The 15,400-nt window shown below is 61.3% G+C and carries 16 protein-coding genes; 10 read left to right on the forward strand and 6 right to left on the reverse strand.

Features of this window, described 5'->3' with window-relative positions; translation table 11 throughout:
• Window positions 1–20 precede the first annotated feature (20 nt).
• Entirely contained in the window at window positions 21–1,451 is a 1,431-nt protein-coding gene (locus C9422_RS00245; RefSeq protein WP_116579238.1) for a transglycosylase SLT domain-containing protein, read from the reverse strand.
• A gap of 99 nt (window positions 1,452–1,550) precedes the next feature.
• Window positions 1,551–2,318: a hydroxyacylglutathione hydrolase gene (gene gloB / locus C9422_RS00250; RefSeq protein ID WP_116579239.1), complete on the reverse strand. Its 768-nt coding sequence runs from the start codon at window positions 2,316–2,318 to the stop codon at window positions 1,551–1,553.
• A 65-nt stretch (window positions 2,319–2,383) separates the two neighbouring features.
• Between gloB and C9422_RS00255 the strand changes: the two genes are divergently transcribed.
• The 5 genes from C9422_RS00255 to C9422_RS00280 all read left to right on the forward strand — a co-directional run bounded on the left by C9422_RS00255 (window position 2,384) and on the right by C9422_RS00280 (window position 7,671).
• The gene (locus tag C9422_RS00255; RefSeq protein WP_116579240.1) at window positions 2,384–3,142 is read left to right on the forward strand and encodes a class I SAM-dependent methyltransferase; all 759 of its coding nucleotides are present in this window, start codon (window positions 2,384–2,386) and stop codon (window positions 3,140–3,142) included.
• Between the two features lie 93 nt (window positions 3,143–3,235).
• Window positions 3,236–3,688, forward strand: a complete 453-nt coding sequence (gene rnhA, locus C9422_RS00260; RefSeq protein WP_007996378.1) for a ribonuclease HI — start codon at window positions 3,236–3,238, stop codon at window positions 3,686–3,688.
• A gap of 153 nt (window positions 3,689–3,841) precedes the next feature.
• A complete protein-coding gene (dnaQ, locus tag C9422_RS00270) occupies window positions 3,842–4,603 on the forward strand; it encodes a DNA polymerase III subunit epsilon (protein ID WP_116579241.1) in 762 nt (253 codons plus the stop codon).
• Between the two features lie 183 nt (window positions 4,604–4,786).
• The gene (locus tag C9422_RS00275; RefSeq protein ID WP_116579242.1) at window positions 4,787–7,042 is read left to right on the forward strand and encodes an arginine/lysine/ornithine decarboxylase; all 2,256 of its coding nucleotides are present in this window, start codon (window positions 4,787–4,789) and stop codon (window positions 7,040–7,042) included.
• Window positions 7,043–7,056: 14 nt separating this feature from the next.
• Window positions 7,057–7,671, forward strand: coding sequence for a GNAT family N-acetyltransferase (locus C9422_RS00280; RefSeq protein ID WP_116579243.1), 615 nt, complete (start codon window positions 7,057–7,059; stop codon window positions 7,669–7,671).
• Here C9422_RS00280 and C9422_RS00285 read toward each other — a convergent pair.
• Window positions 7,637–8,530, reverse strand: a complete 894-nt coding sequence (locus tag C9422_RS00285; protein WP_116579244.1) for a LysR family transcriptional regulator — start codon at window positions 8,528–8,530, stop codon at window positions 7,637–7,639. The genes C9422_RS00280 and C9422_RS00285 overlap by 35 nt on opposite strands.
• A gap of 88 nt (window positions 8,531–8,618) precedes the next feature.
• A complete protein-coding gene (locus C9422_RS00290) occupies window positions 8,619–8,846 on the reverse strand; it encodes a hypothetical protein (protein ID WP_007979133.1) in 228 nt (75 codons plus the stop codon).
• A 175-nt stretch (window positions 8,847–9,021) separates the two neighbouring features.
• Between C9422_RS00290 and C9422_RS00295 the strand changes: the two genes are divergently transcribed.
• Window positions 9,022–9,582, forward strand: a complete 561-nt coding sequence (locus C9422_RS00295) for an NADPH-dependent FMN reductase (RefSeq protein ID WP_116579245.1) — start codon at window positions 9,022–9,024, stop codon at window positions 9,580–9,582.
• Between the two features lie 17 nt (window positions 9,583–9,599).
• Here C9422_RS00295 and C9422_RS00300 read toward each other — a convergent pair whose 3' ends face one another.
• Window positions 9,600–10,265, reverse strand: a complete 666-nt coding sequence (locus C9422_RS00300) for a TetR/AcrR family transcriptional regulator (RefSeq protein WP_116579246.1) — start codon at window positions 10,263–10,265, stop codon at window positions 9,600–9,602.
• A gap of 54 nt (window positions 10,266–10,319) precedes the next feature.
• Here C9422_RS00300 and C9422_RS00305 point away from each other — a divergent pair, with 54 nt between their 5' ends.
• Window positions 10,320–11,423, forward strand: coding sequence for a DUF2855 family protein (locus tag C9422_RS00305; RefSeq protein WP_116579247.1), 1,104 nt, complete (start codon window positions 10,320–10,322; stop codon window positions 11,421–11,423).
• Window positions 11,424–11,596: 173 nt separating this feature from the next.
• Here the strand turns inward: C9422_RS00305 and C9422_RS00310 are convergent, their stop codons facing one another.
• Entirely contained in the window at window positions 11,597–12,547 is a 951-nt protein-coding gene (locus C9422_RS00310) for a DUF1853 family protein (protein ID WP_116579248.1), read from the reverse strand.
• A 117-nt stretch (window positions 12,548–12,664) separates the two neighbouring features.
• On the opposite strand from C9422_RS00310, the gene C9422_RS00315 reads away from it, so the two are divergent.
• The 3 genes from C9422_RS00315 to C9422_RS00325 are packed head-to-tail and all read left to right on the forward strand — an operon-like array spanning window position 12,665 to window position 15,392.
• Window positions 12,665–13,555 carry an NAD(+) kinase gene (locus tag C9422_RS00315; protein ID WP_007979142.1) on the forward strand — a complete coding sequence of 297 codons (891 nt, stop codon included), beginning with the start codon at window positions 12,665–12,667 and terminating at the stop codon, window positions 13,553–13,555.
• A complete protein-coding gene (locus C9422_RS00320; RefSeq protein WP_371319497.1) occupies window positions 13,552–14,526 on the forward strand; it encodes a metallophosphoesterase in 975 nt (324 codons plus the stop codon). Before C9422_RS00315 ends, C9422_RS00320 begins: the two co-directional genes overlap by 4 nt.
• On the forward strand, window positions 14,523–15,392 hold the full coding sequence (locus C9422_RS00325; RefSeq protein WP_116579250.1) for a rhomboid family intramembrane serine protease: 870 nt from the start codon (window positions 14,523–14,525) through the stop codon (window positions 15,390–15,392). Before C9422_RS00320 ends, C9422_RS00325 begins: the two co-directional genes overlap by 4 nt.
• Window positions 15,393–15,400 lie beyond the last annotated feature (8 nt).

Raw genomic sequence — 15,400 nt, forward strand, 5'->3', positions numbered from 1 at the left:
CCTGAAATCAGGGGCTATTTTTAATGCGGATTGGCCACCGTCAACATCTGGCCGGGCTTCAGCGCCTGGCCGACACGAGGATTCCAGCGCTTGAGGTGCTGCATCTCGACGTTGAAGCGCTTGGCCACGATGGCCAGCGAATCGCCTCGCTGGACCTTGTACTTGGTCTGCTGTTTTTTGGAGTTGGCGGCAATCACGGTGTTGACGCGCCCGGAGCTGCGTTTGCTGTTGTCCTGCATGACCAGGGTCTGGCCGGGCTTGAGATTCTTGCCGGTCAGTTTGTTCCAGCGTTGCAGGTCCTTCACGTCAACGTTGTTGGCCTTGGCGATGGAGCCGAGGTTGTCACCCCGTTTGACCCGGTAGGAGCGCCTGGCGCTGGCGACCTGGGTGTCGTCGGCGCCTTCGAAGACCGGCTTGAGCGATTTCTTGCTGATCAACTCTTCAGGGCGCATGGTCTGCAGGCTGCTGGTCAGCAGTTGCGCCTTGGAGGTCGGCACCAGCAGGTGCTGTGGGCCGTCGATGGTGGTGCGCTGCTTGAAGGCCGGGTTGAGCTGGAACAGTTCGTCTTCGTCGATGTTGGCCACTTCAGCGACCTTGGACAGGTCCATGCGCTGGTTGATTTCGACGACCTGGAAATAGGGCTGGTTGGCGATCGGGTTGAGGTTTACGCCGTAGGCTTCAGGCGCCATCACCACTTGCGACAGTGCCAGCAACTTCGGCACGTATGCCTGGGTTTCGGAGGGCAGCGGCAGGTTCCAGTAGTCGGTCGGCAGGCCGAGACGCTCGTTGCGCTCGATGGCCCGGCTGACGGTGCCTTCGCCGGCGTTGTAGGCCGCCAGGGCCAGCATCCAGTCGCCGTTGAACATGTCGTGCAGGCGGGTCAGGTAATCCAGCGCGGCGGTGGTCGACGCGGTGATGTCGCGACGGCCATCATAGAAACGGGTCTGGCGCAGGTTGAAGTAACGCCCGGTGGACGGGATGAATTGCCAAAGACCCACCGCGTCGGCCCGGGAGTAGGCCATCGGGTTGTAGGCACTTTCAATCACTGGCAGCAGGGCCAGTTCCAGCGGCATGTTGCGCTCTTCAAGGCGCTCGACGATGTAGTGAATGTAGAGGCTGCCACGTTCGCCGGCGTTTTCGAGGAAAGACGGATTGCTGGCGAACCACAGGCGCTGCTGCTCGATGCGCGGGTTGACACCCAGCCCGTCCTGCAACTGGAAGCCCTGGCGCATACGCTCCCAGACGTCCTGTGGAATTTGCGGGCTGGGCTTTTCGCTGAGCCAGATCGGCTTCTGCTTGGCGCGCGCGGCGATGTTCGGCGTGTGCGCCGCATCGGTCTGCGGCGCATGGCTGGAACAGCCCGCCAGGGTGGCGGACACAGCCACCGCAATGGCTTGAGCCAAGCGGGTCAATGCGTCTGAACTGATGGCTTTGCGAATAGGTGACGACATTGGCTGGAAGTAAGTTCCGGGCAAAAATGTCGGGCGATTCTAGAAAGCGCACCCTGCGCGGTCAACCTTTCAGAATTGTTGCAGCCTTGTGGAGCCCCTTTAGAACGTGTCTTTCCACGCTCGCAGCGCAGCAAAAACCATATCGGGCGCCGAGTTATCGGTGCCGGTCCGTTCGTCCGCTTTTTCTTTAACGGATGTTTCAGCAGAACGCAAAAACGGGTTTGTGAGCTTTTCCAGCGCCAGTGTCGACGGCAGCGTCATGATCCCGGATTCCCGTTGGCGGGTGACTTTGGCCAGGCGTTCGGCCGTATCCGGGTTGTTCGGCTCGACAGCGGCGGCAAACTTCAGATTGCTCAGGGTGTATTCGTGGGTGCAGTAGACCAGCGTGTCTTCCGGCAACCCCGCAAGACGTGTCAGCGAGCTGTACATTTGCTGTGGTGTGCCTTCGAACAACCGCCCGCAGCCGGCGGCAAACAGGGTGTCGCCGCAGAACAGCAAGCCGTGATGGTAATAGGCGATATGCCCAAGGGTGTGGCCGGGGACCGCGAGGATATCGAAGTCCAGCCCGAGCACGCTGATGCGGTCGTTGTCCTTGAGCGCAACCTCCCGTGCCGGGATCGTTTCACTGGCCGGACCATAGACTTTCGCGTCCGTCGCTTTTTTCAGCTGTTCGACCCCGCCGACGTGGTCATGATGGTGGTGAGTGATCAGAATATCACTCAGGACCCAACCCGGATTGGCCGTGAGCCAGGCGTGTACCGGGGCGGCATCACCCGGGTCGACCACCGCGCAGCGTTTGCTGCCGTGGTCTTGTAACAACCAGATGTAGTTGTCGGTGAAGGCGGGCAGGGCTGTGATCTGTATCATCGTCGGATTCGCCAAGCGGAAAACAATGGCGCATCTTAGAACTTCCTGGCGCGTTGGAGAATGCAATGACTGATAAAGCGTTCGCACAGGCTGATCCTGACTGGCTGGCGTTGATCAGCGCGGCCCGCGAGTGGCTGGAAGGTCCGATCGGGCAATTCCTGCTGGACGAAGAGCGGCGCATGCTCGAAGACGAACTCGGGCGGTTCTTTGGTGGCTATCTGGTGCATTACGGTCCCTCGGCCCAGACCCCGCCGTCAGCGCCGCAGGTGCAGCGTAACGTGCGCCTTGGCGCGCCGTTGCCGGGGGTCGAGATCGTCTGTGAGGAGCAGGCCTGGCCGCTGAGCGAGCACGCCGCCGATGTGGTGGTGTTGCAACATGGCCTGGATTTCTGCCTGTCGCCCCACGGTTTGCTGCGCGAGGCGGCAAGCAGCGTGCGGCCCGGCGGGCATTTGCTGATCATCGGCATCAATCCCTGGAGCAGTTGGGGCCTGCGGCATGTGTTTGCCCAGGATGGGCTGCGCAAGGCGCGCTGCATTTCGCCGTCACGGGTTGCGGACTGGCTGAACCTGCTGGGCTTCGCGCTGGAGAAACGCCGCTTCGGGTGCTATCGTCCGCCGCTTGCGTCACCGGCGTGGCAGACCCGCCTGGCCGGTTGGGAGCGCAAGGCCGGTGACTGGCAACTGTCGGGCGGCGGCTTCTATTTATTGGTGGCGCGTAAGATCGTGGTGGGCCTGCGCCCGGTCCGTCAGGAGCGGCGCGAGCCGATGGGCAAGTTGATTCCCTTGCCGATGGCCAAGGTCAACCGTCGCAACATCGAACCGTAACACACACTTTTTCATTTGCGGCCGGGCCTGTCCCGGCTTCGGGCGTCGTCGATCAGCGATCGGCGGGCCAGCGCATTTTCTGGATAGATTGGCATGAGCGATAGCGTAGAACTGTTCACCGACGGCGCCTGCAAGGGCAATCCTGGCCCGGGCGGCTGGGGTGCACTGCTGGTGTGCAAGGGCGTTGAAAAGGAACTCTGGGGCGGCGAAGCCAATACCACCAACAACCGCATGGAGCTGATGGGCGCGATCCGTGGCCTGGAAGAGCTCAAGCGTCCCTGTGAGGTGCTGCTGGTGACCGACTCCCAGTACGTGATGAAAGGCATCAACGAGTGGATGGACAACTGGAAGAAGCGCGGCTGGAAAACCGCGGCGAAGGAACCGGTGAAAAACGCTGACCTGTGGAAGTTGCTCGACGAGCAGGTCAACCGCCACAAGGTCACCTGGAAATGGGTGCGCGGGCACATTGGTCATCACGGCAACGAACGGGCCGACCAATTGGCCAACCGTGGCGTCGACGAAGTGCGCGGCTACAAGCAGGACTGATCGCGATGTCTCTGTAGGAGCTGCCGAAGGCTGCGATCTTTTGACTTTTACTTTCAAGATCAAAAGCAAAAGATCGCAGCCTGCGGCAGCTCCTACGGGGACCGTGTTAATATCGCGGCTTTTGCCCGAATACCGATTGAGAGCTGAGCACTGATGGCCACCAGATCCGTTGTACTCGACACCGAAACCACCGGCATGCCGGTGACCGACGGCCACCGGATTATCGAAATCGGTTGTGTCGAGTTGATCGGCCGACGCCTGACGGGCCGGCACTTCCACGTCTACCTGCAGCCCGATCGCGAAAGTGACGAGGGCGCCATCGGCGTCCACGGAATCACCAACGAATTCCTCGTGGGCAAGCCGCGTTTTGCCGAGGTGGCCGAAGAGTTCTTCGAGTTCATCAAGGGCGCGCAGCTGATCATCCATAACGCGGCGTTCGACGTTGGCTTCATCAACAACGAATTCGCCCTGATGGGGCAGCAGGACCGCGCGGACATCACGCAGCACTGCTCGATCCTCGACACCCTGATGATGGCCCGGGAACGTCACCCGGGGCAGCGCAACAGCCTCGACGCCTTGTGCAAACGCTATGGCGTCGACAACTCCGGCCGTGAACTGCACGGCGCCTTGCTCGATTCCGAGATTCTCGCCGACGTCTACCTGACCATGACCGGCGGGCAGACCAGCCTGTCCCTGGCCGGTAACGCCTCCGATGGCAATGGCTCCGGTGAAGGGGCGGACAATTCGGCCACCGAGATCCGTCGTTTGCCGGCGGATCGCCAGCCGACGCGCATCATCCGCGCCAGCGAAGACGACCTGGCCCGCCACGCGGCGCGCCTGGAAATCATCGGCAAATCCGCTGGTGCCCCGGCGTTGTGGGTGCAGTTGGCTGAGGCTGAAGCGCAGCAGGCGTAAGGACGTTGAAAAAAGATCGCAGCCTTCGGCAGCGCCTACAGAGAAACGCGTCTCCTGTAGGAGCTGCCGAAGGCTGCGATCTTTTGATCTTCGAATAACCGCACCGCTCGCCACTTGCGCTGCAACACTCTACCCTGAGGTGATTGGCAGGCTCTGGTCTGCCGCCTCAGGACACTGAGCCTCATGTATAAAGATTTGAAATTCCCGGTCCTGATTGTCCATCGCGACATCAAGGCCGACAGCGTCGCCGGCGACCGTGTGCGGGGGATTGCCCGGGAGCTGGAGCAGGAAGGGTTCAGCGTCGTTTCGGCGGTGGACTACACCGAAGGACGACTGGTGGCGTCGACCTACCATGGCCTGTCCTGCATGTTGATAGCCTCTGAGGACGCCAGCACCCATTCCCATTTGCTGCAAAACATGGCCGAACTGATCGGTCTGGCGCGAGTGCGTGCGCCGGATCTGCCGATTTTCGCCCTGGGCGAAAAAGTGACCCTGGAAAACGCGCCCGCCGATGCCATGGCCGAGCTCAACCAGTTGCGCGGCATTCTTTACCTGTTTGAAGACACCGTACCCTTTCTTGCCCGGCAGGTAGCCCGTGCTGCGCGCAAATACCTCGATGGCCTATTGCCGCCGTTCTTCAAGGCCCTGGTGCAGCACACCGCGGATTCCAACTATTCCTGGCACACCCCCGGTCACGGTGGTGGCGTGGCGTATCACAAAAGCCCGGTCGGGCAGGCCTTCCACCAGTTTTTCGGGGAAAACACCCTGCGCTCGGATCTTTCGGTGTCGGTGCCGGAGCTCGGTTCCTTGCTCGATCACACGGGCCCCCTGGCTGAAGCCGAGGCCCGCGCAGCCCGCAACTTTGGTGCCGATCACACCTTTTTCGTGATCAATGGCACATCCACCGCCAACAAGATTGTCTGGCACTCGGTGGTCGCTCGCGATGACCTGGTGCTGGTGGATCGCAATTGCCACAAGTCGGTGCTGCACTCGATCATCATGACCGGCGCGATCCCGCTGTACTTGTGTCCGGAGCGTAATGAACTGGGGATCATCGGCCCGATTCCCCTGAGCGAGTTCAGTCGTGAATCGATCCAGGCCAAGATCGACGCCAGCCCGCTGACCAAGGGGCGTGCACCGAACGTCAAGCTGGCCGTAGTGACCAATTCGACCTATGACGGCCTCTGCTACAACGCCGAACTGATCAGGCAGCAACTGGGCAATAGCGTCGAGGTATTGCACTTCGACGAGGCCTGGTACGCCTATGCGGCGTTCCATGAGTTTTTTGCCGGGCGCTACGGCATGGGCACGTCCCGTGATGAAGACAGTCCGTTGGTGTTCACCACCCATTCCACCCACAAGTTGCTGGCGGCCTTCAGTCAGGCGTCGATGATTCACGTGCGCGATGGCGGCGCGCGGCAACTGGACCGGGATCGCTTCAACGAAGCGTTCATGATGCACATCTCGACCTCGCCGCAGTACGGCATCATCGCTTCGCTGGATGTGGCTTCGGCCATGATGGAAGGGCCGGCCGGGCGTTCGCTGTTGCAGGAAATGTTCGACGAAGCCCTGAGTTTTCGCCGGGCGCTGGCTAACTTGCGCCAGCATATTGCCGCTGATGACTGGTGGTTTTCGATCTGGCAACCGCCGTCGGCGGAAGGCATCGAGCGGGTCGTCACCGAGGACTGGTTGCTGCAGCCGGACGCCGACTGGCACGGCTTTGGCGGAGTGACCGAGGATTATGTGCTGCTCGACCCGATCAAGGTCACGCTGGTGATGCCGGGGCTGACGGCCGGTGGCGCCCTCAGCGAGCGCGGGATTCCGGCGGCGGTGGTCAGCAAGTTCCTTTGGGAACGTGGCCTGGTGGTTGAGAAGACCGGGCTGTATTCGTTCCTGGTGTTGTTCTCCATGGGCATCACCAAGGGCAAGTGGAGCACGCTGCTCACCGAATTGCTGGAGTTCAAGCGCAGCTATGACGCCAACGTCAGTCTGGCCAGTTGCCTGCCTTGCGTGGCGCAGGAGAATGTCGCGCGGTATCAGGGCATGGGCCTGCGTGATCTATGCGATCAGTTGCATGCCTGTTATCGCAGCAATGCCACCGCCAGGCACCTCAAGCGCATGTACACGGTACTGCCGGAAGTCGCGATGAAGCCGGCGGACGCCTATGATCAATTGGTGCGCGGTGAAGTCGAAGCCGTATCGATCGATGCGCTGGACGGACGGATCGCCGCGGTGATGCTGGTGCCGTACCCACCCGGCATTCCGTTGATCATGCCGGGTGAACGCTTTACCGAGTCGACCCGCTCGATCATCGATTACCTGGCGTTTGCCCGCACGTTCGATAGCAGTTTCCCGGGGTTCGTTGCTGATGTGCACGGATTGCAACACGAAGATCAGGGCAGTGGGCGGTGCTACACCGTCGATTGCATCAAGGAGTGAGGACCTTTCCCAGTATGCAGCCGGTTATAAATCCGAATTATCCAGGGTTGTCGGTACGGGTTGCCGATGAAGGTTTTGCCGCCTACATCTGGGGCAGTGATTTCAGTTTTGAAGTCGCAGCTTATGGTGCGGCCGAAATCGGCAAACCGGTCGCGCAGTGGCCGGTGACGCCGATCACGCCTTACCGCAAGTGCTACGGCATCGACCCGGAGGAGTTCAGCAGCTTTCGCGATGCCGCCGACAGCGCGATTTTCATGGCCTATCTGGATGACCAGCCCGTGGGGCACCTGGTGGTCAGCACCAACTGGAACGGCTTTGCCCATATCGACGAACTGGCGGTGCATGCGCCGGCCCGGCGGCACGGCGTGGCCAAGGCCCTGCTGGATGTGGCGCAGTTCTGGAGCCGCAAGAAGAAACTTCCGGGCATCATGCTCGAAACCCAGAACAACAACCTGGGGGCCTGCCGGCTCTATGAACGCTGCGGTTACGTGATCGGCGGGGTCGACCACCTGCGCTATCGCGGCATCGATCCGAACACCGCCGAAGTGGCGCTGTTCTGGTATCGAATATTCGAAAACCCGCTGGAATACCCGCTCAGTTCGTCAGCATCGCCGCGGCTTGTTCCGTGACAATGGCCAACAGGGCCTGAACCGCCGGAGACGCTTCGGTGTTTTTCAGGGACAGGGCGTAGAGGCTGACCGGGATGGCGGGGGCCAGCGGGCAGCTGTCCAGTCCCGAGGCTTTGGCGCCGAGGGCGGTGAAGGGGTCGACGATGGCCAGGCCTTCGCCGGCCTCGACCATGCTGCGCATCATCTGGTGCGTCTGCACCCGGGTCTGGATCACCGGGGCAGGGCGCAAGCCGTGCAGTTTGTTTTCCAGTGCCGGGCTCAGCGGGTCGTGCCCCTCCAGGCCGATCATCGATTGACCGGCCAGGTCCTGCAGTGAAATGTATTTCTGTTTCGGTTGCAGCCAGCCATGAGGGGCGAGCAACTGAAGTTTGCCCTGGGCAATCACCTGGCAATCGAGGTCGGCGTGATCGGGGTCGTGCAGGCTCAGGCCCAGATCGCTTTCACGCAGCAGCAGGCTTCGGACAATGTCGCGGGTCGGCTGGCTCAGCAGTGTGCAAGGCGCGTCGGGCAGGCGTCGGCGCAGGGCCGCGATGCTGTGAGGCAACAATTGGTTGGCCAGGGGCGGGGTGCAGATGATGCGCAGCGGCGGCGCCAGGTATTGCCTGAGGCTGTTGGCCAGACGCTGCACCGGTTCGAGCGCGTCGTAGACCCGGGCAATTTCCACCTGCAATTGCTGCGCTTCGCGGGTGGCCTGCAATCGTCCGCGAACGCTGGCGAACAGCATGAACCCAAACTGATCCTCGGCGTCGCGCAGCAAGCGCTCGACTTCGGCCACTGGCAACTGCAGCCATTCGGCGGCGGTGCCCAGGTGACCGGTCTGCAGGAGCGCCTGGATCACTTCGATATGGCGTAAGCGCATGCGTGAAGTCCATGTTCAGCAGGTGGAGGAGTCAGTGGCTGAATCCTACCCCAAGTCCGCGCATATGACTTCTGCTCATAACGACGGGTTATGAAGCGCTGACGGTTTGCGGTTCGCGGGTAATGGTCACGCCGGTTTGCACCAGCATGAATTCATTGTCGTCGACCTTGTTGACACGGTCGCCAATGGCCAGCTTATAGGTAGTGACAGGCCCTGAGCCGTCTACCGCCGGGGTGGATTCCTGGAACTCGTGCACCGAATAAATACGGCCTTCCGCGTCTCTTGCATGGAACTGACCGACGAGTACTGCTGCCATCTGCTTAGAACCTCTGGAGATAAATCACTCAATTTGCGGCTCTGTAGACCGTGTCTGGGTGAGGTAAGTTTTCCTACGGGAAAAAAATAGTCAGGGACGGCGTTTTCAGTCGCCCGCTGCTTGAATCGTCATCTATAACTACAAGCTCTTCATATCGGACAGTCGAGACATTCCCATGAGCAACGTCTATTCGGTCGCCGTCGTGGTCGGCAGCTTGAGAAAGGAATCGATCAACCGCAAGGTCGCACGGGCCCTGGCTGAACTGGCACCGGCCAATCTCAAGCTCAACATCGTCGAAATTGGCGACCTGCCGCTCTACAACGAAGACATCGATGGCGCTTCACCGCCGGCAGCCTACAGCACTTTCCGACAACAGGTGAGTTCATCCGACGCGGTGCTGTTCGTAACCCCGGAATACAACCGCTCGGTGCCGGCACCGTTGAAAAACGCAATTGACGTGGGTTCGCGTCCTTATGGGAAAAGTGCCTGGAACGGCAAACCAGGCGCGATTATCAGCGTTTCTCCGGGGGCCGTCGGCGGTTTTGGTGCCAACCACAACCTGCGTCAATCCATGGTGTTTCTCAATGTACCGCTGATGCAGCAACCGGAGGCCTATCTGGGGAACGCCGGTTCGGCGTTCGACGAGGCGGGCAAATTGTCCGAGTCGGTCAAGCAGTTCCTGCAAAGCTTCATCAATGCCTATGGGCAATGGGTCGAGCAGCACAAGAAAGTCTGATGTTCGTTTGCCAGCGCTCAGTCCTGCGAAGCGCTGGCCAATCGGCTGCAAACCAGTGCTTCCATTTCCGACAGCCAGGCGGCGGTTTGTTCCGCCGCCGGTTGTGCCGTGATGCAGTAGCGACGACCGCCCCAGGCCATGATGACCCAGGCTTCGATAGTCGGCGCTGACGGCTGCATCGGCAAATCGCCGCAGGCCGCGAAGGCTTCCCGCCATTTTTGCGACAGTTCCTCGTACACCCTTCGGTGATGCTTGGGTTCGGCGATCTGATGCTCGATGAGCGACACGGCATGGTTGAACAAGGGTTGTCGGGGATCGTCAGGGTCGCAGGTCAGGCGCACCAGTCGCTTGATGCGCGCCGGCCAGTCGAGGTCGTTTGCCTGGATGACGTCTTGATCCAGTTGAGCAAGCAGTACATCCAGGCGATGCCGGATGTAACCCGACAGCAGGGCTTTTTTGCTCGGGAAATAGTCATACAGCGTGCCAATCGCCACACCGGCTTCCAGTGCCACGTCCCGGGTGGTCAGTCTTGACCAGCCGTTGCGCTGCCAAATCCGAACAAAAGCCTCGTAAATCGCCTCGACGGTGAAGATCGCCCGAGCCTGGCTGGGTCGTTTCAGCGGCTTGGCGCGGGAATTGAGGGTGGGTGGGCCGCCCCTGGTGTTTCCGAACCCACTCTTCATCGGCAGTCATTACCCTTGTGTGACCCGCCACCGTGTCGCAGCAGGAGACCGAACATGCAGGATTTCACCACGGTAACACGCCTGATTACCCGTAAAAATGCCCTGGACCAGAGCCGCATAGCGCAGGAGCGACGTAGCCTGGTTCCGGCAGCCGGCGAGGTGATCCTGAAGATTGATCGTTGCGCACTGACCACCAACAACATTACGTACGCGGCTTATGGCAATTCAATGAACTACTGGGGTTTCTTTCCCGCCGGCGAGGAGGGCTGGGGCCACATTCCGGCCTGGGGGTTCGCGGACGTCATTGCGTCGACCGTGACCGGCATCGAGGTGGGCGAGCGCTTCTACGGTTACTTTCCGCTGGCCAGCCACCTGTGGATGCGCCCGGAACGGGTTACCGAACGTGGCTTCTATGATGGGGCCGCGCATCGCTTGGGGCTGACCTCGGCGTACAACCAATACACGCGCTGCGGTTGGGATACGTACTACAGGCCTGAAACCGAAAACCTGCAGATTCTGCTCAAGCCGTTGTTTCTGACCTCGTCAATGCTGGCGGATTTCCTGCAAGACAATCGATTTTTCGAAGCGACCCGCCTGGTGTTCTCCAGTGCTTCCAGCAAAACTGCCTACGGCACGGCCGTGTGTCTGGAGAACTATCCGCAACTGGAGCGTGTGGCGCTGACATCTGCCGGCAACAAAGCGTTTGTCGAAAACCTCGGGTGTTACGAGCGCGTGGTGTCCTATGCCGAGTTGGCGACCCTTGCCGGCGACCGTCCTACGTTGTACGTGGATTTTTCCGGCGACCTGGATCTACGCGATCGGGTCCATCGGCACTTTGCCGGGCAACTGGTCTACAGCTGCTTCGCCGGCTCTGCGCAAAGTACCGATGAGGCACGGTTGACGGCTATCGAAGGGCCACAACCGGTGTTCTTTTTTGCACCGATCCAGATCCGCAAGCGCAATGCCGAATGGGGGCCGGAAGGGGTCAGCCAGCATATCGGCGAGGGGTTGCTGCGGTTTGTTCGGCAGGTGACAGCTCGGGAAAAGCCCTTGCTGGAAGTCATTGAAAGTCGAGGTTACGAGGCCGCGCAAAGCGTCATTTCCCGCTTGTTCCATGGCCAGGTCCCACCTGTCGAGGGGCATGTGATTCGGTTGTAGGCGGGCAGTCTTCGTGCATCCCGGATAGACCGTGGTGACTTCTTCGCGAGCAAGCCCGCTCCCACATTTGATCTCGGTCGAATAGAGATTTTGTATCCGCTGAGAATCCCTGTGGGAGCGGGCTTGGTCCGGGCGGCGATCCGACGAAGGGGCCGGCTCAGGCAATGCAAAACTCAACCCTGTCCCGGCACATTCGGCCAAAGATCCGCCACCAGAAACAAGCGCTCGGCCTCTTCCCAGTCGCCATTGGCATTTTCCGTCAGTCGCACCAGCAGTTGCGCCGGCGCCAGCGGGTCCAGGTCATTGAGCCATGCCTGCATCTGTTCAGGGGTCCAGGTGTGCTCCGCCGCATAGTGCGCCGGTGCCAGCCAGGCATGGCGAGGCAGGGGTTGCCAGCGACCGGGCGCGCTTTGGGCAACCAACGCCGGCCAATCCTTTTGATGCAGCCAGCGACCGCGCAAATGCTGCGGATGGGCACCCGACGGCGGGGCGGCCTGTCCGGGCCAGGGGTAGAGCAAATACCCCCCCAGCCACAAATGGGCGCTGAAGGCCTGGATATCCAGCGCCGCCAGTACTTCACGGCTCTCGGGGCGTGCGGAAATCGGCAGTTGATGCTGGCTCAGGTGCGCCAGTTTGCGGTCGAGCCGATCGTGGCAGCCCGGGCCCAGCCACTGGGCGGTGTCGTGCCCGTCACCGGATTGCGGGCCGAGGTAGAGCTTGATCGCCAGTTCCAGGTGATGCACGCCGTCGCGGTCACGCAGCAGCATGTCCAGCTCACCCAGGGTGTGCCCTTCGCGGCGAATCGGCATGTTGGCGGCAATCAGCTCAATGCCCGGCGCATGCTTCACGGCAAATTGCCAGAGGCGTTCGTAGTACAGGCCCAGGCGGCGGGTGCGGGCCTGGGCCAGCCAGTGCAGCAAGCCATAACTGTCCCGGTCCAGCTGCCGCAGCCAATGCTCCAGCCGGTCCGGTGCCTGCACCCAGTCGCTGCCGGCCAACGGGTGACGTTGCGGCCACGGGGTATCGTCCAGCATGGGCGGGGCGAGGATGACCCACGCCAGGTCACGCACTTCGGGATGGCGTAACTGATGGGGCAGGTGGAGCAGATCCGGAAATAGCATCATCTTGCGAGCATAGCCCGAAACCCGGGCACACCCTTGAAGCTGAAAGGATTTTGTCTCCGGGCGGCTTTCGCCCATAATCGTGGTTTTCGCCGCCACACAGATCCCCGCAGGAGCCCCATGGAGCAATTTCGCAATATCGGCATCATCGGTCGCCTGGGCAGTTCCCAGGTGCTGGATACCGTCCGCCGACTGAAACGGTTTCTGCTCGATCGTCACCTGCACGTGATCCTCGAAGACACCATCGCCGAAGTGCTGCCAGGGCACGGCCTGCAAACCTCGTCGCGCAAGATGCTCGGCGAAGTCTGCGACATGGTCATCGTGGTCGGTGGTGACGGCAGCCTGCTCGGCGCTGCCCGGGCGCTGGCCAAGCACAATATTCCGGTGCTCGGCATCAACCGGGGCAGCCTGGGGTTCCTCACCGACATCCGTCCCGACGAGCTCGAGGCCAAGGTCGCCGAAGTGCTGGATGGCCACTATCTGGTGGAAAACCGCTTCCTGCTGCAGGCCGAAGTCCGCCGCCATGGTGAGGCCATCGGCCAGGGCGATGCCCTGAACGATGTCGTGCTGCACCCTGGCAAATCCACGCGAATGATCGAATTCGAGCTGTACATCGACGGCCAGTTCGTCTGCAGCCAGAAGGCCGACGGCCTGATCGTCGCCACGCCGACCGGTTCCACCGCGTACGCGCTGTCTGCCGGCGGGCCGATCATGCACCCCAAGCTCGACGCTATTGTTATTGTGCCGATGTACCCCCATACCTTGTCGGGCAGACCGATCGTGGTCGATGGCAACAGTGAGCTGAAAATCGTCGTGTCCAAGGATATGCAGATTTACCCGCAAGTCTCGTGCGACGGGCAGAACCACTTCACCTGCGCGCCCGGCGACACCATTACCGTCAGCAAAAAAGCCCAGAAACTGCGGCTGATTCACCCGCTCGACCACAACTACTACGAAGTCTGCCGGACCAAGCTCGGCTGGGGCAGCAAGCTGGGGGGTGGAGGCGACTGATGCTCGATCCCGCGCGTAGCTACGACCTGATCGGTGACGTGCACGGTTGCGCTCTGACCCTGGAGCACTTGCTCGACCGACTCGGTTATCACAAACAGGGTGGCGTCTGGCGGCATGCCTCGCGCATGGCGGTGTTCGTCGGCGATATCATTGACCGCGGCCCGCGGATTCGCGAGGCGCTGCACATCGTCCACGACATGGTCGAGGCCGGTCAGGCGCTGTGCATCATGGGCAACCATGAGTTCAATGCGCTGGGCTGGAGCACGCCGGCGCTGCCCGGCAGCGGCAAGCAGTTCGTGCGCGAACATACGCCGCGCCATGCCCGCCTGCTGCACGAAACCCTGACCCAGTTCGAAGGCCATCCGGCTGACTGGCACGATTTCCAGCAATGGTTCTATGAGCTGCCGCTGTTCGTCGATGCCGGGCGTTTCCGCGTGGTCCACGCCTGTTGGGATGCCGGGCTGATCGAGCCGCTGCGGGCGTTGTTCCCCAACGGTTGTATCGACGAGCATTTTCTCCAGGCGTCGGCGGAGTCGGGTTCGTTTGCCTGCACCGTGTTCGATCGCCTGCTGCGCGGCACCGACATGCGCTTGCCCCATGGCCTGACCATGACCAGCGGCGACGGCCTGGTGCGTTCGTTCTTCCGCACCAAGTTCTGGGAAGACGATCCGAAAACCTACGGCGACATCGTGTTCCAGCCGGACGCGCTGCCTGAGCCCGTGGCGCGGACGCCGCTGACGTCCACTGAAAAGAACAGCTTGCTGCGCTATGGCATCGATGAGCCGTTGTTGTTCGTCGGCCATTACTGGCGCAGCGGCAAGCCGGCACCGATCCGCCCGAACCTGGCCTGCCTGGATTACAGCGCAGTGCTCTACGGCAAATTGGTTGCCTATCGACTGGATCAGGAAACCCGCCTCGATCCGGATAAATTCGTCTGGGTCGATGTCGAGCGGCCGGAGGTGCTGCAATGAGTGCTGTAGCGGTTTTGCGTCTGCCCCTGGCGGTGGACTTGAGCGGGTTCGTCACCTTGCTCAAACGCATGCAAGTGCCCCATCGGGTCAGCGAAGAAGCGGGCGAGCAGGTGCTGTGGGTGCCGGACAACATCAGTGAAGACGTGCGCGCACTGTACGAACGGTTTCCGGCGGGCGATCCCGACCAGCAACTGGACATTCCGGTGGCGCAGACCATCAAGCGTCCGGGCTTTGTCGAACAGCTGAAATACGCCAGGGCCACTGCATTGGTATTGCTGCTGAGCCTCATCGTCGGTGCGGTCACCTTGCTCGGTGACAACCTGGAAACGATGCGCTGGCTGACCTTCCTCGAATTTCGCGTAGTCGGCGAATACCTCCACTTCACACCGCTGGCCGACAGCCTGGCGGCGGGGCAGTGGTGGCGCCTGTTCACGCCGATGCTGATCCACTTCGGCATCCTGCACCTGGCGATGAACGGCATGTGGTACTGGGAGCTGGGGCGGCGCATCGAGTCGCGCCAGGGCAGCATCAACCTGATCGGCCTGACCCTGCTGTTCAGCCTGGTGTCCAACTACGCCCAGTACTATTTCAGCGGCCCGACCTTGTTCGGCGGATTGTCCGGCGTACTGTACGGCCTGCTCGGGCATTGCTGGATCTTCCAGCTGCTGGCGCCGAACCCGGCTTATCGCCTGCCGCGCGGCGTACTGGTGATGATGCTGGTGTGGTTGCTGCTGTGCCTGTCCGGGCTGGTCTCGATGATCGGCTTCGGCGAAATCGCCAACGCGGCCCACGTCAGCGGGTTACTCATCGGATGCTTCACCGGTTTGTTGGGCGGTTTGTATAACCGCCGTAAACTGGCCGCCTAATTCAAGAA

Source organism: Pseudomonas sp. B1(2018), assembly GCF_003097365.1.
Lineage (GTDB): Bacteria > Pseudomonadota > Gammaproteobacteria > Pseudomonadales > Pseudomonadaceae > Aquipseudomonas > Aquipseudomonas laurylsulfatiphila.